Origin of the sequence: Eubacterium sp. 14-2, from assembly GCF_000403845.2 — a bacterium.
Taxonomy (GTDB): domain Bacteria; phylum Bacillota; class Clostridia; order Lachnospirales; family Lachnospiraceae; genus Petralouisia.
In genome coordinates this window covers 936,668-955,654 of the sequence record NZ_KE159568.1, presented here as the reverse complement: position 1 = coordinate 955,654, position 18,987 = coordinate 936,668, and the positions used below count along the sequence as shown (strand labels likewise).

General features: G+C 41.0%; 21 protein-coding genes and 1 pseudogene. 16 read left to right on the top strand and 6 right to left on the bottom strand.

The window, feature by feature from the left end; genetic code table 11:
- Positions 1-66: 66 nt before the first annotated feature.
- From C805_RS21345 to C805_RS21310, 8 genes are all read left to right on the top strand, one after another.
- Positions 67-396 carry a TnpV protein gene (locus tag C805_RS21345; RefSeq protein WP_016216098.1) on the top strand — a complete coding sequence of 110 codons (330 nt, stop codon included), beginning with the start codon at positions 67-69 and terminating at the stop codon, positions 394-396.
- Positions 397-572: 176 nt separating this feature from the next.
- On the top strand, positions 573-1,631 hold the full coding sequence (locus C805_RS21340; protein WP_016216097.1) for a PDDEXK nuclease domain-containing protein: 1,059 nt from the start codon (positions 573-575) through the stop codon (positions 1,629-1,631).
- A gap of 564 nt (positions 1,632-2,195) precedes the next feature.
- Entirely contained in the window at positions 2,196-2,414 is a 219-nt protein-coding gene (locus tag C805_RS21335) for a hypothetical protein (protein WP_016216096.1), read from the top strand.
- Positions 2,404-2,736: a hypothetical protein gene (locus C805_RS21330; RefSeq protein WP_016216095.1), complete on the top strand. Its 333-nt coding sequence runs from the start codon at positions 2,404-2,406 to the stop codon at positions 2,734-2,736. Before C805_RS21335 ends, C805_RS21330 begins: the two co-directional genes overlap by 11 nt.
- Positions 2,736-3,038, top strand: coding sequence for a hypothetical protein (locus C805_RS21325; RefSeq protein WP_016216094.1), 303 nt, complete (start codon positions 2,736-2,738; stop codon positions 3,036-3,038). The genes C805_RS21330 and C805_RS21325 overlap by 1 nt, the downstream gene beginning before the upstream one ends.
- Positions 3,039-3,053: 15 nt before the next feature.
- Positions 3,054-3,392 (top strand): ATP-binding protein, encoded by a 339-nt coding sequence (locus C805_RS21320; RefSeq protein ID WP_016216093.1) that lies wholly within the window; start codon positions 3,054-3,056, stop codon positions 3,390-3,392.
- 15 nt (positions 3,393-3,407) lie between these two features.
- A complete protein-coding gene (locus tag C805_RS21315; RefSeq protein ID WP_016216092.1) occupies positions 3,408-4,127 on the top strand; it encodes a hypothetical protein in 720 nt (239 codons plus the stop codon).
- A 266-nt stretch (positions 4,128-4,393) separates the two neighbouring features.
- A complete protein-coding gene (locus C805_RS21310) occupies positions 4,394-4,789 on the top strand; it encodes a cupin domain-containing protein (protein WP_016216091.1) in 396 nt (131 codons plus the stop codon).
- Here C805_RS21310 and C805_RS21305 read toward each other — a convergent pair.
- Both C805_RS21305 and C805_RS21300 read right to left on the bottom strand, forming a co-directional pair.
- Positions 4,786-5,556 carry a helix-turn-helix domain-containing protein gene (locus C805_RS21305; RefSeq protein WP_016216090.1) on the bottom strand — a complete coding sequence of 257 codons (771 nt, stop codon included), beginning with the start codon at positions 5,554-5,556 and terminating at the stop codon, positions 4,786-4,788. The two genes, C805_RS21310 and C805_RS21305, sit on opposite strands and share 4 nt — an antisense overlap.
- An 87-nt stretch (positions 5,557-5,643) precedes the next feature.
- Complete coding sequence (locus C805_RS21300) at positions 5,644-5,973, bottom strand: winged helix-turn-helix transcriptional regulator (protein WP_016216089.1); 330 nt, start codon at positions 5,971-5,973, stop codon at positions 5,644-5,646.
- A 189-nt stretch (positions 5,974-6,162) separates the two neighbouring features.
- Here C805_RS21300 and C805_RS21295 point away from each other — a divergent pair, with 189 nt between their 5' ends.
- The 6 genes and pseudogenes from C805_RS21295 (at position 6,163) to C805_RS21275 (ending at position 10,992) form a co-directional block, all read left to right on the top strand.
- On the top strand, positions 6,163-7,062 hold the full coding sequence (locus C805_RS21295) for a B12-binding domain-containing radical SAM protein (RefSeq protein WP_016216088.1): 900 nt from the start codon (positions 6,163-6,165) through the stop codon (positions 7,060-7,062).
- A gap of 18 nt (positions 7,063-7,080) precedes the next feature.
- Entirely contained in the window at positions 7,081-7,962 is an 882-nt protein-coding gene (locus C805_RS21290) for a radical SAM protein (RefSeq protein WP_016216087.1), read from the top strand.
- Between the two features lie 100 nt (positions 7,963-8,062).
- A pseudogene (locus tag C805_RS0106470) lies at positions 8,063-8,344 on the top strand (sigma-70 family RNA polymerase sigma factor); the annotation flags it as partial.
- Between the two features lie 93 nt (positions 8,345-8,437).
- Positions 8,438-8,866, top strand: a complete 429-nt coding sequence (locus C805_RS21285; protein ID WP_016216085.1) for a sigma factor-like helix-turn-helix DNA-binding protein — start codon at positions 8,438-8,440, stop codon at positions 8,864-8,866.
- A gap of 82 nt (positions 8,867-8,948) precedes the next feature.
- Positions 8,949-9,215 (top strand): hypothetical protein, encoded by a 267-nt coding sequence (locus C805_RS21280; protein ID WP_016216084.1) that lies wholly within the window; start codon positions 8,949-8,951, stop codon positions 9,213-9,215.
- Positions 9,216-9,318: 103 nt separating this feature from the next.
- Positions 9,319-10,992 (top strand): recombinase family protein, encoded by a 1,674-nt coding sequence (locus C805_RS21275; protein ID WP_016216083.1) that lies wholly within the window; start codon positions 9,319-9,321, stop codon positions 10,990-10,992.
- Between the two features lie 77 nt (positions 10,993-11,069).
- Here the strand turns inward: C805_RS21275 and C805_RS21270 are convergent, their stop codons facing one another.
- The 4 genes from C805_RS21270 to murC form a co-directional block, all read right to left on the bottom strand.
- Positions 11,070-12,254: a ribose-phosphate pyrophosphokinase gene (locus C805_RS21270; protein WP_016216082.1), complete on the bottom strand. Its 1,185-nt coding sequence runs from the start codon at positions 12,252-12,254 to the stop codon at positions 11,070-11,072.
- Between the two features lie 92 nt (positions 12,255-12,346).
- Positions 12,347-13,348, bottom strand: a complete 1,002-nt coding sequence (locus C805_RS21265; RefSeq protein WP_016216081.1) for an ATP-binding protein — start codon at positions 13,346-13,348, stop codon at positions 12,347-12,349.
- A 135-nt stretch (positions 13,349-13,483) separates the two neighbouring features.
- The gene (locus C805_RS21260) at positions 13,484-14,596 is read right to left on the bottom strand and encodes a DnaD domain protein (RefSeq protein ID WP_016216080.1); all 1,113 of its coding nucleotides are present in this window, start codon (positions 14,594-14,596) and stop codon (positions 13,484-13,486) included.
- Between the two features lie 333 nt (positions 14,597-14,929).
- Positions 14,930-16,312: a UDP-N-acetylmuramate--L-alanine ligase gene (gene murC, locus C805_RS21255; protein ID WP_016216079.1), complete on the bottom strand. Its 1,383-nt coding sequence runs from the start codon at positions 16,310-16,312 to the stop codon at positions 14,930-14,932.
- Positions 16,313-16,568: 256 nt separating this feature from the next.
- Here murC and C805_RS21250 point away from each other — a divergent pair, with 256 nt between their 5' ends.
- Both C805_RS21250 and glgD read left to right on the top strand, forming a co-directional pair.
- Complete coding sequence (locus tag C805_RS21250) at positions 16,569-17,843, top strand: glucose-1-phosphate adenylyltransferase (protein WP_016216078.1); 1,275 nt, start codon at positions 16,569-16,571, stop codon at positions 17,841-17,843.
- A complete protein-coding gene (gene glgD / locus C805_RS21245; RefSeq protein ID WP_016216077.1) occupies positions 17,840-18,955 on the top strand; it encodes a glucose-1-phosphate adenylyltransferase subunit GlgD in 1,116 nt (371 codons plus the stop codon). Before C805_RS21250 ends, glgD begins: the two co-directional genes overlap by 4 nt.
- Positions 18,956-18,987 lie beyond the last annotated feature (32 nt).

Sequence of the window (18,987 nt, the reverse complement as noted above, 5' to 3'; positions counted from 1 at the left end):
AATTTGTAAAGACGGTTGGATATGATGAATTTGTAGGAATAATTAAATATACTGGAGGAAACTACGATGAAATCATTATTTGAGCAATTCGGCGGCACATACCGAAAAGAAAACGACTATGTCATTCCAAATCTTGAAATGCCAGATATAGCAAATTTTAAAATTGGTATTTACGGTCAACGGCATCTATATTTTTTGCAGCATTATCGTAGAGTAACCTATATTAATTTACTTACGAATGGAAATCTCAATAAATATCATGTTGAGATTGACAAGCAGGCACAAAAACGTTTTTTTCGGATTTTAGAGCAGATGAAACAAAAACAAGAAATGACAGAACAAGTAAAGGCAATTAACCCTATAAAATGGACACAATTAATGAATTGTATCAGATAACAGGCAAATGAAATAGTTTCGTAAAACTTATTTTTAATTGATTTTTTAAGCGGAATTGGCGCACAGCTAATGCCGCTGTTTCATCTGAGAAAGTGGAAAAATTCATCCGTATATGGTAAAATGGAGAACACATATGCAGGCATAGGATAGGATATACTGGTTGGAGGAAGATAAGAATGGCAGGCAGAGAGGTTGGCTTTATTGTGGATGATGAATATAAAGCATGGATAGAGAATATAAAGAACAGGATAAAGCATAGTCAGATAAAGGCTTCTGTTAAAGTGAATCATGAGATGCTCGATTTATATTGGGATATAGGCAGAGATATTGTTGCCAAGCAGAAAAATGCGAAATGGGGAGAGGCGTTTCTTGCAACAATGAGCAAGGATTTACGAAAGACTTTTCCTAATATGTCGGGTTTTTCAGTCCAAAACTTAAAAAGCATACGTTATTGGTACAAATTTTATAATTCCGATGAAAATGGCTTACAGCCTGTAAGCCAAATGGAATTAATTGAAAAAATAATCAAATCTATTCCGTGGGGACATAATCAAAGGATTATGTATAAGTGTAAAAATATTGCGGAAGCATTATTTTATGCGCAGAAAACGATGGATAACGGTTGGAGCAGAACTGTTTTAGAGCATCAAATAGATAACGGTCTATATAACAGACAGGGCAAAGCTATTAACAATTTTCAATTAAAATTGCCAGATCCGCAGTCTGATTTGGCTGAACAAACATTGAAAAATCCATACAATTTTGACTTTCTGGCTTTGAGAGAAAAATATGACGAAAAAGAATTGGAAGATGCCCTTATCAATCAAATTACTCAATTTCTATTGGAACTGGGCATAGGTTTTTCGTATCTTGGCAGGCAAATACATTTGCATGTCGGCGAAAGTGATTTTTATATGGATTTACTTTTTTATCATGTCCGCCTTCATTGTTATGTTGTCGTGGAACTAAAAACGGAAAAATTTAAGCCAGAATTTGCAGGTAAATTAAATTTCTATGTCACTGCTGTCAATAAGCAGATAAAAACAGAACAGGATAATCCAACAATAGGTATTCTTATATGTAAGGATAAAGACGACGTCGTTGCTGAGTATGCGCTTGATGATATTTCACAGCCAATCGGGATTGCAGAATATGAATTGACAAAGGTACTTCGTGAAGAATTTAAAAGTAGTCTACCGACAGTCGAAGAAATAGAGAGTGAGCTTTCTGAATAAATTGGCTTACAGATTGTAAGCCAATTTGATATAAGTAAAAAATAATTAGCAGAGATTATAAGAAGAGAATTTAATTATCATTAAATGCTTTAAAATGTGGTTGATATAAATATTTATCACATTTTTATTTTTTTAAATGATTTTAGTCAATAGACTACAAACCATAATTTTGTATCATGAATAAATGCAACGAATCAAACAATATTTATTTTACAAACCACTTATTTTATGCGAAATATAAGCAATCTGTAATATATTATAACTTGCATATACTTGTTTTGTAAAATATGTTTTGATAAAAACATACTATATATTGTGTTTGCTGCTTTGTTTCAGAACCAAAAATGATTTCTAAACAAGTTGAAATATTTAATACGTTGGCAATGACGATATATGGATATATACTATATACGAGGTACGAGGAAGGTGGTATTTTGGATACGAATATTATTGAAAAACTTTTACGAGAATTATTAGGAGATAAAATTACTTACTGTACAAACTAAATCTGAAGCTATCCAAAAGTTTAATGCAGATTTTCTTACTTCAAATTTAAGGCGTCAAATGTATGAAGCAATTGACGGAGAAAGAACTTTGCAGCAAATTAGCGGTGACATAGGTTGCAAGTTAAATACACTTCAGATTTTTGCACAATTGCTTGTAGATAATGACTTAGTAGACTATCATATGAAAGGGAATGCACGCATTCTGAGTAAGTCTCTTTCAAAAATTGCAGTATATTATGCAAATAAAGAATTAGAGGAGGCACAAAATGGCCAATGATAAACTGGAAAGTTTATTTGAAGAATTTTTACTAATGTATAAAGTAGTTAACAGGAAAAAAATTATTGATATTCTTAGAGAGGAATTAAATACAGAACAGCTTATAGAAATATATCAAATGTCAAACGGAGAACGGTCAACAAGAGAAGTTTCTGCTATATTAAAAAACAAATGTTCGCACACAAAAATTGCTAATTTATGGAGTAAATGGGCATTACTTGGATTAGTAATTCCAGCAACACGAAAAGGACGTTATAAAGCAGCATTTGATTTAGATGAATATGGCATTTCTAGTGTAGTTGAAGAAGAGGAGGGTGCTTAATGGATAATGTAATAAATGAAAAAATTCTTGAGGAACTCGCTACTATTCGAAAATTGCTTACTGTTTTGTCACAGGATAAACTTTTGGATTTCAATGAACAGATAAGTAATCGTTATCTTACAACGGAACAGCGCAAGAAAATGTATGATTTATTCGATGGGACAAAGAGCCTAAAAGAAATAGCAACAGAAGTTAATACATCTTCTGAAGCGGTAAGATTGTTTGCTGTTTCCTTAGAAAAAGCAGGGCTAATTGAGTATATTTATAATTCGAAAGCAAAATGTCCCAAAAGATTGTTTTGATAGGTAGGTAGCATTATGAGCGAAAGTGGAGAACTGTATACAACTGTAAATTATATAAAGCACAAAGTTGATGCTCTTGAAAAAATCGAATTACTAAATCTTCGTTCAAACAAAGAATTACATAATGAATATATTACTCTATTTACTGGTGATAGTGTTCTATTTGATGTATATAAAGCGATAGATGGGATAAAAGCGCAAAAAGAAATTGCTCCCATTGTAGGTAAGACCGAAATGACAGTATCAAATAAAATCAAAATTCTTTTGGAATATGGCTTAATAGAAATTAAAGAAGTGGGCGTTAATGGAAAAAAATATATAAACATTCAATTGCTGAACAAGCATTTAAATTAACAAGGTTATAAAAATATGCATACAGATATAGATAAAACGGTAATAAGAATAGTTCAAGATTATTGTTTCAAAAATAGTGCAATAAATTTAATTATTGAATTTGTTTTAACGATAACGCCATCGCTTGTTGCTTCTATAGAAAATGGAAATTTGGCGCTTAGTGATTTGAGAAAGATACTACAAAAAAGGAAAGATTTTTTCTTTGCAAATGACCTTGATATAAATTTATTTTGCAAAGGATTGTACAAAAAGTTAAATTATGAGCTTTCTTTCTATGCTGATATTTCTTTCTATAAGTCTATTTTAATATTTAAACAGAAGGTGGAAAATGGCAATTTTAGAGGTTTTCCTAAAGCTTCCACATCAGAAGATACCTTACGGAGTACCCTTTCAATATATATTCAACAAGAAACATTTTGTGAACCACGATCTGGAGCAGGTAATAATGATATAACCGTACCTACTGAAAAGGTTATTATTGAAACAAAGCTGTGGAAAGGAAATGAATATTATAATTCGGGATTTCCAGAACTAAATGATTATTTAAAAAAAGCTAATTATAATGAGGGATATTATATTGTTTTTGATTATAATAAAAAACCCAATAAAGTAATACAAGAAAATGGAGAGGTTTTTGATAAACAATATGAAGGAAAGCTGATACATATATTTTTCGTTATTATGAATCCCGTAACGCCTTCACAACTATACAAAACCTCAAAAGAAAAATCTTAAAAGCGTCATAAGAAAATCCCAATGCTTAAATGAAATTTAGCGATGTCTTACCAAGCACTGAATTTGGTTATCCAAATTCGCTTGTTAGGGACATTTGCCCCTAATACCCCATAAAAGAACGCAGAGTCAGTAGCAAGTAGGAATCCCTCACTGCTTACTGGCTCTGTTTTTATTCCGCAATTTTTTACAATTCAAATTTTGTGCTTATTGATATGATATTAGCAGGCAAGAATACTGCCAATAAGATTTGAAAGGAAGTGCTGAGAATGGATTATAAAAATCTGTTTGAAAAATTCAACGAGGGAGGGAAGTTACTTTTACCAGATGCTACGGTAGCCTTTGACGCTATTCCGTGGTCGAAACATCCTACTTTTGATGGTGTGGAATTAAAACATATTATCACATCCGAAAAGACAGATGGACAGTTCAGCTTCCATCTCGTGAGGCTAGCTCCCAATAAGAAGATTGGCAATCATATCCACGAAAAGCAATTAGAAACACATGAGGTTATTTCTGGTGCAGGTATTTGTGTGAACAATGGAGCGGAGCTGCCCTATGAAGCAGGCATAATTTCCATTTTCCCTATCGGAGTGCCGCACGAAGTCATTGCAGGAGAAAATGGTCTTTACCTGTTCGCAAAATTTATGCCTGCATTGTGCTAACTCATTTCCCCAGTTTTAATTTCCTCAATATTGCTGAATGGCATAGAGGTATCCTTTAGGATTGTTTGGGAAGATAATTTGTAAGTCAGCGGAGGTAAGCCTACCTGCTTTTCAAATTGCTTTATGAAGTGGCTTTGGTCGCAAAAACCTGTGGACAAAGCCACTTCTGTTATTGTTTCGGCGTTGTGCATCAATCGTTGTGCCTTGCGGATGCGGTTTTGAAGCTGAAACTGATGCGGTGTAAGCCCCACTTCTGCCTTAAAACTTCGGATAAAATGGTATTTACTGATAAATGCGTTTTGTGCCATTTCTTCAATACTAAATTTGGTTTCGGGATATAATTCCAACTGCCTTTTTAGGTTATTGATAAATGGATTTTGGCTTTCAGAGTGCCAATCTGTATAGACGGCAAACGAGTTTAAGCAGTTCAATAGTTGTAATATCTGGTACGGATTGATTCTTTCTGTATTGAAAGCATTTATTAACAGAGCCATTATGTTATGCCTTATTTTATCGGCGGAATAGTGTGCGGCAATATTTTTATCAATACATAAACTTAGCAAAGTATAGCTGCTATGTGTTGAAATGCTATGCGGCATATATGGGCAAATGATAAAGGTCTGATTTTTTTCATAAACCTTTTCATTATTATTCGCAACAAGCACAATAGAGCCATCTAACACAATGCCGATTGTGAGTACAGAAACATGGTTATGTGTGGGATAGGATATTGTTGAATTTTCGCAGAAAATCAATTCCATGCCCATTTTGAATTGTATATGTAGCGTATGCTGTTTGTTGCCATAAGTATTACTTCCTAACTATTTATGTACTTGCCAGATATTGTGCTTTATTTACTCGCTGAGGTTTTCATCTCCCCATTGTTTCATATGCTCAAAAACGGGAATGAAACTTTTGCCTAAGTCGGTAAGGTTATACTCCACACGGGGAGGTACTTCTTTGTAGTCATAACGGGTAAGGAAGCCATCGGCTTCCAGTTCCCGAAGCTGCTTTGTCAGGCTTGATTCCGTAATATCGCCGATATGCCTGCGAAGCTCCCCGAAACGGTGTATATCCCGAAAGGCGATATAATAAATGATTTCGATTTTCCATTTACCGCCTAAAATTTTTTGTATGGTAGAAACTGTTTTGCAGCGTTCAACAGCCAATGTACTTTTTTTCATTCCTGCCACTCCTTTCTGAAATAGTATAACACGCCTTTTCTTAAAAATCAATGTACCGCTTTGATATAGGTACTATAAAAAAGTACAGTACTTGTACAATCATTGTACGAAAGTATAATTAGTATAGACTACAGAAATATCCCTATATGCACAAAAAGAAGCGCAGGAATAAGGAAAGGAGATGTGTTTATGCACTACACAGGAACAATTTGGCGACCGCCGTATGAAGCGGCATCACTTTTGTTAGAAGTAACGGCAGGCTGTACGCATCATAAATGCAAGTTTTGTACCTTATATAATGATTTGCCGTTCAAATTCAGAATGTCCCCTCTTGAGGATATTGAGAGTGATTTACGGGAGGTTAAAAGGGCAACAAAAGGTTGGAACAGCGGGCGTACCCGCCGAGTATTTTTAACGGGAGCTAACCCCTTTGTTTTGTCTTATGACAAATTAACTGCGATTGCAGAGCTAATCCGCAAATATCTCCCGTCAGTTACATCTATCGGCTCATTTGCGAGGATTACAGATGTTACCCCTAAAACCGATGAGGAGCTTGCTAAACTGCGAGATATGGGATATGACGGTCTGACAATAGGAATAGAAACAGGTGATGATGAAGCCCTGCGGTTTATGAATAAGGGATATACCTCTGCTGACATCATAGAACAATGCCAGAGATTAGATGCAGCAGGCATTCATTACAGTTTCTTTTACTTGGTAAGCATTTCTGGGGCAGGTCGTGGAGAAATCGGAGCAAAATTGACGGCTGATATATGCAATCAGATACACCCTACGCTAATCGGGGCAAATATGCTTACGATTTATCCCGATTCAGAGCTTTATACGGAAATACAGCGTGGGAACTGGCATGAAGAAGGCGAACTTGAAAAGTACAAAGAGGTACGGACACTCATTGAAAATTTGCAGATACCTACCATCTTTGCGGCAATGGGAGCTTCCAATGCGTATCAGTTTCATGGGCAACTGCCGAAAGACAAAAATAAGTTGTTGGCATTTCTCGATGAAATTATAGGAAATGTCAGCGAAGAAGAATTACAGAGGTATAGAAAAAGCGTTCATCATCTGTAAGTGAAAGGAAGAGCAATCATGCACTTTACAGGCAGAACTTGGCGACCACCGTATGAAGCTCATTCGATCATCATACAGGCTACCTCTGGCTGCACCTACAATAAATGCAAGTTTTGTAGCCTGTATAAAAACGAGTGCTTCCGAATGTCGCCTATTGAGGAATTTGAGGAAGATTTAGCAGAGATAAAAAGTTATCAGCCGAACGCCCGAAGAATTTTCTGGACGGGAGCTAACCCGTTCGCAATGAGTTATGAAAATCTCAAGCTGCGGGCGTTGACGGTAAGGGACTATCTGATTAAGTGTCAAACAATGGCTATGTTTGCGAGCATCCGTGATATTAAAAATAAAGAGGTATGGCAGCTTAGAAAATTGAGGGCGATGGGCATTAACGGACTGAGTATAGGAGTGGAAAGCGGCGATGACGAAACGCTTGCCCTTGCCAATAAAGGATATACCTCGGCGGATATTCTGGAGCAATGCAGGAAATTGGACGAAGCAGGCATTGAATACTACTTTGTTTATATGACAGGGCTTGCGGGGAAAGGTGGAGGATACCAGAATGCAAGGAATAGTGCAGAGCTGTTCAGTCAGCTTAATCCGTATTTTATTTCCGTGGACTCTCTCACGCTTTTTCCAGACACAGAGCTTTATCAGATGGCACAGCAGGGCTTGTTTGTACCTGCCGAGGAAAAAGAGCGTATCCGTGAGTTGCAAATTTTAATCAATAACCTAAATATACGCACACACCTGTTTGCGAACACGGTATCTAATTTCACGCCCGTAACGGCGTATCTTCCCTATGACCGTGAAAAGGTAACAAACGAACTGCAATTTGTTTTAGATAACACGGACGAAAGGGAGATGCAGGAATATAGAAATAATTTGAAGTCTTTGGGATAAGGCTTGTAATTGAAGTTATAGCCCACCAAATAAAAAAACAGCGTTTTGGTGGGCTGTATCTTCACGCCCAAATGAAAATAGTTTAACCCTCCAGACCTGTTTGAGTTTGGAGGGATTTACGGACAGTGAGGGGAATGTGCTTGATTTCATTGTTGATGAAGCGGTGGACGTTGCGGAAACCGTTGTTCATGCGGTGATGGTGGACAGGCTGAAAGCCGCCCTGCCCTTATTGTCGGATGGTGAGCAGGCGTTGGTAAAGGCAATCTTCTTTGAAGAACTTCCCGAGCGGGAAGTTGGGGTGCAGTTAGGCATAACACAGAGCGTTGTCAATAAACGCAAAACTAAAATCCTTGCGAAACTGAGAAAGATAATGGAGGTTTAAATTTAAGGCGTTCAGCCCCCTTGTTTTTTCCTTTGGGAAAATGAGGGGGCTTTTGTCTGCCCTCTCAATCAGTTTTAATTGGAGGAATTAAAGATGGCATACAACCACGGACGAGAGGAGAGAAAATGGCGCATCTGGAAAGAAGCCGAAGAAAAAATTTTGCGTGAGTGTGGCATTGATGAAGCGGTTATTGAGAAAATCCGCACAAACGACAGGGCAGATTTTAATTCCAACAGGCGGTTTTACCGATGGGCGAGCGATTTCGGAGAATACCTTGAGGGTATAGCAGACAGGGAGAAGCAGACGGAAGTAAGGTCTGTTTCTGATTTACTGGACGAGATTGAAAGCGAAAATCTGTACCTTGCCTTAATCACGGTGGACAGGCGCACATTGCAAATTGTCCTGCTGAAAATGCAGGGATTTTCCACAAAGGAGATTGCCCTGCTTGTGCATTTAACCGCAGGGGCTATCTATGCAAGGATGCAGCATCTACGGAAAAAGCTAAAAGATTTTAAACAATAGAGGGCAAATTTTAACTTTTTCAAGGACTATAGGGTGAGGGATATTTTTTCTCACTCTATTCTTCATGGGAGGATTATTGCATATGGACAACTATATAGACAAAAGAACAAAGGAGCAATTTACCGAAGATACCGCTATTCGAGAAGCAATCAACAACATTTACGATATGCTTGCTGATTTGCCGAAAGAGAAACGCCTTGCTTTCTTTGAGCAAATTTCAAAACCAAAAGATTTGGATTTTGTAAAGGAGATAGATAGTATTTATTATGTTGTCTGTTCCCACTTCAATAAAGAACAAAGGGAAGATATGATAACCAAAGTCAATCGGATATTAGGTACAGAGGTATGAAAATATTTTTAATTCGCACTTTAAAGCGTTGAAGTGGGATGGCAGATATGGTAGAATAGCATCACTACAAACATCATATCCGACTGTCGGAAAGGAGTTTATTTTGAACAGACAGTCAGAAAAAATTACTGCCCTCTATTGCAGGCTTAGCCGTGACGATATGTTGCAAAGGGAGAGCAACAGCATTACTAATCAAAAATCAATTGTGAGCAAGTACGCAAAGGATAACGGATCTCAGAATCCCCAATTTTTCGTAGATGACGGATATTCTGGTGTCAGCTTCACAAGATCGTCTTTTATGGAACTGATGGAGCTTGCCGAGGCGGGAGAAATTGGAACGATTATTGTCAAAGACCATTCAAGGCTTGGCAGAAACCGCCTTGTTGTCGGTCAGCTATTGGAAGAAGATTTTGTCCGTCTGGGTATCCGCTATATTGCCATTATGAACAATATTGACACAAAGGACGGATTGAGTGATTTTCTCCCTGTGCAGGACTGGTTCAATGAGATGCATGCCAAGAATACTTCAAAGAAAGTACGGGCGGTATTCCAGAACAAAGGCATGTCGGGGAAACCTCTTACAACGGTTATCCCCTACGGTTACAAGAAGAACGAAGCCAATCCTGCCCATTGGTTGATTGACGAAGAAGCCGCAGAGGTTGTACGCAAAATATTTCGCCTATGCGTTGAGGGATACGGACCGACGCAGATAGCAAATATCCTTTTTTCGGAGGGTATTTCAACGCCAACAGAGCATTGGCAGGCACAAGGGCGAAAGACATCTGTACTTCCTGCTGTTCCACATAAATGGGCGGCAAGGACAGTTGCGGATATTCTGGAACGGCTTGAATACTGCGGACATACGGTTAATTTCCGTTCCAGGACACGCTCTTTTAAAGATAAGACCAAGATTCACAGACCGAAAGAGGAATGGAAAGTATTTGAAAATACTCATGAAGCCATTATTGACAGCGAAACATGGGAACTTGTACAGGAGCTTAGAAGCCACAAGCACAGACCAAACCGTACAGGCGAAATCAGTATTTTTTCAGGATTACTCTATTGTGCCGACTGCGGGGAAAAACTGTATTATAGCGTGACGAACAATTACAGCCGAGAGCAGGCATACTTTTTCTGTTCTAACTACCGCAAGAATACTGCAAACTGTACGGCACATTATACTCGTGAAAAGGTTGTCCATGCCTTAGTGCTTGAAAGTTTGCGGCGTGTGCTGTTCTATGTGCAGGCGTTTAAAAAACAGTTTGTGCAGGAGCAGCTTGACAAATCAAGCGAAGAACAGCGGAAAGAAATTGCCAAGAAGCGGCGTGAATTAGCCAAATGTGAAAAGCGTATTACTGAACTTGACGTATTGTTTCAGCGGATTTATGAAGATAATGTATCGGGTAAACTGAGCGATGAGCGTTTTGCAACAATGTCGGCAAGTTATGAAGCCGAACAGAAAATGCTGAAAGAATTACTTACCCAATTAAAATTGGATATTGAAATGCAGGACGGCAAAACCGCAAATGTATCAGCCTTTCTGGAAAAGGTCAAGAGGTATACCGAAATCAAGGAACTTACACCTGCCATCGTCAATGAATTTATAGACTACATCATGGTATCCAAGAAAAAGGTCATAGACGGAAAGACAGTGTATCCTATTGATATTTACTATAATGGAGTCGGTATTATCAACGCCCCATCCGCTGAAGAATATGAAGAAATGTTCCAGGAACGCTTGAAACAGAAGCGTTCCAAAGAAGAAAAAACGGCATAGCCACAAGACAGAGATGCCCTTGTACCCTTCACTTCCTTATGTGAAGGGTACGAAGCGCATTCTTTTTATCTGAATTTTTATCTGACTTTTTCTCCGGCTTTGTACCGTTTCACCAGAGATTCAATTCTCTCATAGGGATCCAGCAAATCACTGATGGATGTGTCATGGTTCAGAGTATCAATAATATAGGCAATGTATTTGCTCATATCGCAGTCAATGTAGTAGGGTTTGCTTAACAGTTCCGGTGTCTGGTAGGTAAGATTGGTGGTTACCACTTTATAAATGATACCTTCTTCCACTGCTTTGTCGAATTTTTCCAGACCATTGGTAAACAGACCGAAGGTAGCCACTACAAAAATACGGTTTGCCTGTCGTTTTTTCAGTTCGGTGGCGACATCAATCATGCTGTCGCCGGAGGAAATCATATCGTCGATAATCAGCACGTCTTTTCCTGCCACTGAAGATCCCAGAAATTCATGGGCTACAATGGGATTGCGGCCGTCCACAATCTTGCTGTAATCTCTGCGTTTGTAGAACATTCCCATATCAAGACCCAGCACATTTGCCAGATATACTGCACGGTTGGTACCTCCCTCATCCGGGCTGATAACCATCATATGATCGCTGTCAATCTGCAGATCATCGGTTTCCCGGAGAATGCTTTTGATAAACTGGTAAGCAGGCTGTACGGTTTCAAAGCCGTGGAGCGGGATGGCGTTCTGTACGCGGGGGTCGTGGGCGTCAAAGGTGATAATATTATCCACACCCATGCTGATTAATTCCTGAAGGGCAAGGGCGCAGTCCAGAGATTCCCTGCCGGTGCGTTTGTGCTGGCGGCTCTCGTAGAGGAAGGGCATGATGACTGTGATTCTTCTGGCTTTTCCCCCTACAGCGGCGATGATACGTTTCAGATCCTGATAGTGGTCGTCGGGAGACATATGGTTTTCATGGCCGCATACGGTGTAGGTAAGGCTGTAATTTGTCACATCCACCATAAGAAACAAATCGTAACCACGGACAGAATGCCTGATAGCGCCTTTGGCTTCACCGCTGCCGAAACGGGGAGTGTGGCATTCCATCAGATAGGTGTCTCTCTGGTAGCCCCGGAAGGCAATATCATTTTCATGTTCGTGTTCCCGTTCCGCACGGAACCGTACAAGGTAGCGGTTTACCATTTCTCCAAGTTCCCGGCAGCTTTCCAGAGGAATCACGCCCAGAGAGCCGGTGGGGATAGTTTCATAGTTTCGTTCGTTACGCTGCATGGTAAAGTCCTCCATAAATATATATTGAAAATGTTTATGTGTATCTTCGAGTTTGGGCTGCGTCCTGATCCGTTTCGGACGGAGACTGCAGGTTACGTTCTGCCCGGTCTGGCCTGTCCCAGTTTTTTCTGCAGACGTATATCGTTTCCAAATAGCTTTATCATGGTGTAGCTGCTGGAAATTCTGGAAAAAGTGCGCTCTGAGTAAGTGTCAACTAACTGACTCAGACTCAGGTTGGTGGAAATAATGGTGGATTTCCGCCGCAGGATGCGCTCGTTGAGACACAGGAATAACTGAGAGGATGTAAAAGCATTGGAAAGCTCCGTGCCCAGATCATCCAGAATCAGCAGATCGCAGTCAAATATATTTCGATAGTCTTCACTGTACTCCGTTTCTCTGCCGAACACATTTTTCTCAAAAATGTGGAACAGAGAGGAGGCGGTAAAATAAATAACCGAATGTCCGGAGTCCAAAAGCTCCTTTGCAACACAGTTGGACAGATAAGTCTTGCCAATACCGGTATCTCCATAGAAAAACAGGTTGCAGAATTCCAGGTCAAATCCTTTAATAAAGTCCAGACAGACAGCCACTGCCTGCTTTGCAGTGGCAAGGCTGGTCAGGCCGGTGGAAGGATTTTTCTGAGTATCTGAATAGTAATCATAGGAAAAATTCTGAAAATTTTCCAGTTCCAGAATCTGCCGCAGATTGGACTGGGTGTAGACCAGATCTATGGAAGCCTGTCGGAAACAGTGACATTTTTCTCTGCCGATATATCCGGTGTCCTTACAGTCCGGGCACTGGTACGGGGGTTCGAAATAGTCAGCGGGATATCCATGGTCTGTCAGTATCTGCTTTTTCTCGGCAGTGAGGTCCGCAATGGTTTTTTTCAGGCGGGAAAGGGCCTGGTCATCCCCGTCCATCAGTTTTCGCGCCTGTGCCACAGAAACGGAAGAAATGGTTTTGTCGATTTCTGCAAATCTGGGAAACCGGCGGTAGAGCATGTCCATCCGTTCCATTACAATATGGCGGTTTTCCAGTTGCCTGGCCTCATAACGCCGGATTAAGATGTTGTACTGTGTATTGCTTAAAGCCATGGAAGCCTCCTTCAGGGTGTGTATCATACGAAAGCCAGGGGTATTACCTTCATGGTATATGTAATAATGTCTGCAGCTGTGCATCCTTCAGAGGGTGTGAACTGCTGTGACGGCGGCCTGGGGCAAACAGGTCTCTCAGTGTGCACTGTTTAACAGCTCTGCTTCCAGCTGTTCCAGATTATAGGTGCGCTGAGGAAAACTGTTGAACCGGTTTGCAGCGGCTGTCCGTACAGAAGCAGACCGGGCAGATTTTTCTGCGGTTTTTGCAGCCTGGAAAGAAGCGTCGGCTTTCCGGATGTCAGCGGCAGTACGAATGTTCTGTCTGTGCCAGTTTCTCAGAATACGGTCTGTGTATTCAAAATTAGGCTGATGTATCGTCAGAATCGTGCGGCTGCAGGCTTCAGTAATCATATCCTGGCTGAATCCCAGTTCTTTGCTCCAGGTTTCCAGATAGGCGGATTCTGCAGGAATCAGGTTCCGTCCCTGAATTCCCAGGGATTTCAGAACTGCGTAATGAAGCTGGCTGTGGGTATTGACGTTCTGTTTTGCCTGGGTTACGGTTGTAATACCGGAATCTTTCCAGCTTAAAGCAATCTTTTCCATATAATGCAGGCTGGAATGGCCGCCTGCGATACAGTATTCCAGAAGATAGACAATTAAATCTGTGGAATGTCCAAGACCGTCGTACCAGTAGAGCAGAGTCTGGATGTCAGTGGAGGTCAGGGGCCTGCCCAGATAACTTTCCGCCACAAATAAAAGTTCCCGGACTTCTTCCTTTTCCTGAAAGGCCGCCAAGTGGTCTGCAGTATAAGAAGGTTTCTGAGGCAGAGAGGCAGAATTCCCGCAGGCTGCTTTCCTGTTTTCACAGCCGTATTCCTCCGGCCGGGGATTTTTTATCACAGGAGTATCCGCTTTTTTCAGGGGAACTGCATCATTTTTTGGGGAGGCCGCGTCAGAATCCAGAAAATAGATACCGGAAATAGACCTGTCCTCACCGTATTCCAGCCGCAGCAAATTCATTTTTTCCCAGTATTTTAAAGCCCGCTGAATATCTTTCTCCGTGTGGTCGAACCTGTCCGCAGTTGCGGAAATGGAAAAACTGCATCCCGGCGCGTTCATGCAGCGGAGCAGATATAAGTAAATTTTTACAAATTCTCCGTTGGCGCCGGCCATGTATTCGTCAATGAAGCGGTTGGGAATTTCCGTTGTAGAATGATTGTTGTCTTTGCCTAATGTAATGTTTGCCATAATATCCTCCAGGTGAATTTCCTTCCATAATCTGAATCACATAATTCGTAATGCGAAATCTCTTAATGTGGATTCAAGTATAGCACATAAAAATCAAAATGAGAAGCAAAATTTTTCCTGAAAACCCAGTAAAATCAAGGGATTGAGGAAATGTGGAAAGGGTGGACAATGTGGATAAACGGACCGGAAAATCTTATGGTAACAGAGGAAAATCTCCAAAAGCCGGAAAAACCCGGAAATCTTTCAAAAGGGGATTATTGTGTTATGTAAACTTAAAAATCCACATCCAAATTGGAAAAAGTTATCCAGTTTGAATGTGGATAATGTGGATAACTATTTCCCAAGCAGGTGTTCTCCTACTTGCACAATATCTCCGGCGCCCATAGTTATCAACAAATCACCGTTTATACATTTATTTAATAAAAAGTTTTCAATTTCGTCAAAAGAGGAAAAATAGTAACATTCTTTTCCAAGATTTTGTAACTTTTCCTGAAGGTTTCGGGAGCTGATGCCCAGGGTATCCGTTTCACGGGCCGCATAAATATCTGCCAGCACAACCAGATCCGCCATGGAAAGGGAAGCGGCAAATTCCTCCATGAACGCTCTGGTCCGGGTATAGGTATGGGGCTGGAACACACATATGATGCGGTGGTTCCCATAATTTCTGGCTGCCGTCAGAGTGGCGGTGATTTCTGCCGGATGATGGGCATAATCGTCGATAATGGTAATGCCGCCGCCAAGGGTTCCCTTGTATTCAAACCGCCGCTCAGGGCCTTTAAAACCGGACAGGGCAGACTGAATGTGTTCCAGAGAAATACCAAGTTCCAGTGCCAGTCCGCAGGCTGCCAGAGCGTTGCTGACATTGTGAATGCCGGGGACGTTCAGGGAAATGGGGCCAACAGCCTTATTTTCGTGCATTAAAGTAAAGTCTGCGCATCCCTGAGTGTTAAAAACGATATGATCAGCATAATATGAATCAGAGGGAGCCAGTCCATAAGTGGTAATTTTGCAGGGGAGTCCTTCCGTGAGTTCCGGAATACCGTCAATTTCTCCATTAATAATCAGGGTGCCTTCCGGAGACACATTTTTTGCAAACTGCTGAAAAGAACTGCGTATATCATCAAGATCTTTGAAGAAATCCAGATGATCTTCTTCTATATTTAATATGAGGGCATATCTGGGGTAAAAGTTCAGGAAGCTGTTGGTATATTCACATGCTTCCGTCAGAAATATATCTGACTGGCCCACACGGATATTTCCCTGAATGGAGTTCAGGATGCCGCCCACGGATACAGTGGGGTCTGCGCAGGCTTCCAGAAGAATCTGGGTAATCATGGAGGTAGTGGTGGTTTTGCCGTGGGTTCCGGACACGGCAATGGACTGCCGATAATTGTCCATGATCTGGCCCAGGAGTTCTGCTCTGGTGAGAGTGGGGAGCTGCTGCTCTACAGCAGCTTTTAATTCCGGATTGTCCGGATGGATGGCCGCGGTGTATACTACTGCGTCAATGCCTTCTTTTATGTTGGAGGCCCGCTGGCCCAGGAAAATTTCAGCGCCCATTGTTTCCAGTTTCTCTGTGAGTTCTGAAGTTCTGGCATCGGAGCCGGAAATGCGGAAATTTTCTTTTAACAGGATTTCGGCAAGGCCGCTCATGCTGATGCCTCCGATACCGATAAAATGAAGATGAATTGGTTTTTTGAAGTTGATTTTATACATATTTTTCTACCTGCCGCTCTCTTTAAATTAATCATTTTTATTCTATACCAATATAAGGCATTTTGCAAATTGAAAATGCGGAGGTTTGGGAGGAAAATCATGGCAGTCTCTGGAAGAATAGGGGTAAATATTGTATGAAATGACAAATAAATCTATTTTTCACGAAAAAAATTGTGAAATATGTGTACTAAAAGATTCTTTTGTGATATAATTGGTCTACAGGAAACAAGAAATTAATTGACGAGAGGTGAGAGACATGATTCGTAAAGAAATGATTGCCATGCTCTTGGCTGGAGGACAGGGAAGTCGTCTGGGAGTACTGACTTCTGAAGTCGCAAAACCTGCGGTAGCATTTGGCGGCAAGTACCGAATTATTGATTTTCCGTTGAGTAACTGTGTGAACTCCGGGATAGACACCGTAGGGGTATTAACGCAGTACCAGCCATTGCGGTTAAATGCTCATATAGGAATTGGAATTCCGTGGGATTTGGATCGCAATCATGGCGGAGTCACCGTATTGCCTCCTTATGAAAAGAGCGATAACAGTGAATGGTATACAGGTACTGCCAATGCAATTTACCAGAATTTAAATTATATTGAAAGCTATCACCCGGAATATGTACTGATTCTCTCAGGAGATCACATTTATAAGATGAATTATGAAGTGATGCTTGATTTCCATAAAGAGAATAATGCAGATGTCACGATTGCTGCCATGCCGGTACCATGGGAGGAGGCAAGCCGATTTGGACTGGTAATTACCGATGAGAACAAACAGATTCAGGAGTTTGAAGAGAAACCGGCGAATCCCAGAAGCAATCTGGCCTCGATGGGCATTTATATTTTTACCTGGAGTGTGTTAAAGGAAGCGCTGATTACCATGTCGGAACAGAGTAACTGTGATTTCGGCAAACATATCATTCCTTACTGCAGGGAAAACGGCAGACGTCTGTTTGCCTATGAGTATAACGGATACTGGAAGGATGTGGGAACCCTTGGTTCCTACTGGGAGGCCAATATGGAACTGATTGACCTGATTCCGGAATTCAACCTGTATGAGGAATACTGGAAGATTTATACGAAGACTGAGGTGATAGAGCCTCAGTACATTTCACCGGAGGCTGTGACAGAACGCTGTATTATCGGGGAAGGCTGTGAAATCAACGGTCAGATTTACGGCTCGGTGATTGGGCCGGGGGTTATTGTAGGTAAGAATTCTGTAATACGGGACTCCATTATTATGGAAGGAACCGTGATCGGTGATAATGTTACCGTAACCAAATCCATCATTGCGGAAAACGTAACAATCGGCAATAACGTGGAACTTGGCATAGGAGATGAGGTTGAGAATAAGTTAAACAGCAGTGTTTATGCTTTCGGCCTTGTGACAATTGGAGAGAATTCCGTGATTCCGTCAGGCGTTAAGATAGGAAAGAATACGGCGGTATCCGGTGAGACAGCAGCAGAAGACTACCCCAATGGCATTCTGGCAAGCGGAGAATCTATCATTAAGGCAGGTGACATAGTATGAAGGCATTAGGGATTATATTAGCAGGTGGAAATAACAGTAAGATGCAGGAGCTTTCCAACAAGAGAGCCATTGCAGCCATGCCGGTGGGCGGAAGTTACCGGTGTATTGATTTTGCCCTCAGTAATATGAGCAATTCCCATATTCAGAAGGTGGCTGTACTTACCCAGTACAATGCCAGAAGTCTGAATGAGCATTTAAGTTCTTCCAAATGGTGGGATTTTGGACGGAAACAGGGCGGCCTGTATGTATTCAATCCTACGGTCACCTCCGACAACGCATGGTGGTATCGGGGAACCGCAGACGCCATGTACCGGAACCTGGATTTTCTGAAGAGAAGTCATGAACCTTATGTGATTATTGCGGCAGGGGACTGTGTGTACAAAATAGACTACAACAGAATTCTGGAGTACCACATTGAGAAGAAGGCAGATATCACCATTGTATGCAAGGACATGCCGGTGGGGGATGATGTAAGCCGCTTCGGTGTGGTACGCATGAATGAGGATTCCAGAATTGTGGAGTTTGAAGAAAAACCCATGGTTGCCCAGTCTAATACTATTTCTGCTGGAATTTATGTTATCCGCAGAAGACAGCTGATTGAGATGCTGGAGCGCTGCGCCGAGGAGAACCGTCATGATTTCGTAACGGATATTTTAATCCGGTATAAGAATATGAAGCGTATTTACGGTTATAAAATGGAAGAATACTGGAGCAATATTGCTACGGTGGAATCTTACTATAAGACCAATATGGATTTCCTGAAGCCGGAAGTCCGGAGATATTTCAGGAATGAACCCAAGATTTATTCTAAAATTGATGATCTTCCGCCGGCTAAGTACAACGTGGGCTCTGATGTGCGCAACAGCCTGATTTCCAGCGGGTGCATTATCAACAGCAAGGTGGAGAATTCAATCCTGTTTAAGAAAGCCTTTGTAGGAAAGAACTGTGTTATCAAGAATTCGATTATTCTGAATGACGTATATATCGGAGATAATACACATATTGAGAACTGTATTGTAGAAAGCCGCGATACACTGCGCGCCAATACTTATTTCAGCGGCGGCGACGGAATCAAGGTAGTATATGAACACAACGAAAGGTATGTTATCTGACCCATGGTTGGATAGCATATGAAGGGGGCAGG

What these genes read in the sequence shown, in the direction of transcription:
- C805_RS21345 (WP_016216098.1), top strand. Translation starts at nt 67, where the DNA reads ATGAAATCATTATTTGAGCAATTCGGCGGCACATACCGAAAAGAAAAC.
- C805_RS21340 (WP_016216097.1), top strand. Translation starts at nt 573, where the DNA reads ATGGCAGGCAGAGAGGTTGGCTTTATTGTGGATGATGAATATAAAGCA.
- C805_RS21335 (WP_016216096.1), top strand. Translation starts at nt 2,196, where the DNA reads ATGTATGAAGCAATTGACGGAGAAAGAACTTTGCAGCAAATTAGCGGT.
- C805_RS21330 (WP_016216095.1), top strand. Translation starts at nt 2,404, where the DNA reads ATGGCCAATGATAAACTGGAAAGTTTATTTGAAGAATTTTTACTAATG.
- C805_RS21325 (WP_016216094.1), top strand. Translation starts at nt 2,736, where the DNA reads ATGGATAATGTAATAAATGAAAAAATTCTTGAGGAACTCGCTACTATT.
- C805_RS21320 (WP_016216093.1), top strand. Translation starts at nt 3,054, where the DNA reads ATGAGCGAAAGTGGAGAACTGTATACAACTGTAAATTATATAAAGCAC.
- C805_RS21315 (WP_016216092.1), top strand. Translation starts at nt 3,408, where the DNA reads ATGCATACAGATATAGATAAAACGGTAATAAGAATAGTTCAAGATTAT.
- C805_RS21310 (WP_016216091.1), top strand. Translation starts at nt 4,394, where the DNA reads ATGGATTATAAAAATCTGTTTGAAAAATTCAACGAGGGAGGGAAGTTA.
- C805_RS21305 (WP_016216090.1), bottom strand. Translation starts at nt 5,556, where the DNA reads ATGGGCATGGAATTGATTTTCTGCGAAAATTCAACAATATCCTATCCC.
- C805_RS21300 (WP_016216089.1), bottom strand. Translation starts at nt 5,973, where the DNA reads ATGAAAAAAAGTACATTGGCTGTTGAACGCTGCAAAACAGTTTCTACC.
- C805_RS21295 (WP_016216088.1), top strand. Translation starts at nt 6,163, where the DNA reads ATGCACTACACAGGAACAATTTGGCGACCGCCGTATGAAGCGGCATCA.
- C805_RS21290 (WP_016216087.1), top strand. Translation starts at nt 7,081, where the DNA reads ATGCACTTTACAGGCAGAACTTGGCGACCACCGTATGAAGCTCATTCG.
- C805_RS21285 (WP_016216085.1), top strand. Translation starts at nt 8,438, where the DNA reads ATGGCATACAACCACGGACGAGAGGAGAGAAAATGGCGCATCTGGAAA.
- C805_RS21280 (WP_016216084.1), top strand. Translation starts at nt 8,949, where the DNA reads ATGGACAACTATATAGACAAAAGAACAAAGGAGCAATTTACCGAAGAT.
- C805_RS21270 (WP_016216082.1), bottom strand. Translation starts at nt 12,254, where the DNA reads ATGCAGCGTAACGAACGAAACTATGAAACTATCCCCACCGGCTCTCTG.
- C805_RS21265 (WP_016216081.1), bottom strand. Translation starts at nt 13,348, where the DNA reads ATGGCTTTAAGCAATACACAGTACAACATCTTAATCCGGCGTTATGAG.
- C805_RS21260 (WP_016216080.1), bottom strand. Translation starts at nt 14,596, where the DNA reads ATGGCAAACATTACATTAGGCAAAGACAACAATCATTCTACAACGGAA.
- murC (WP_016216079.1), bottom strand. Translation starts at nt 16,312, where the DNA reads ATGTATAAAATCAACTTCAAAAAACCAATTCATCTTCATTTTATCGGT.
- C805_RS21250 (WP_016216078.1), top strand. Translation starts at nt 16,569, where the DNA reads ATGATTCGTAAAGAAATGATTGCCATGCTCTTGGCTGGAGGACAGGGA.
- glgD (WP_016216077.1), top strand. Translation starts at nt 17,840, where the DNA reads ATGAAGGCATTAGGGATTATATTAGCAGGTGGAAATAACAGTAAGATG.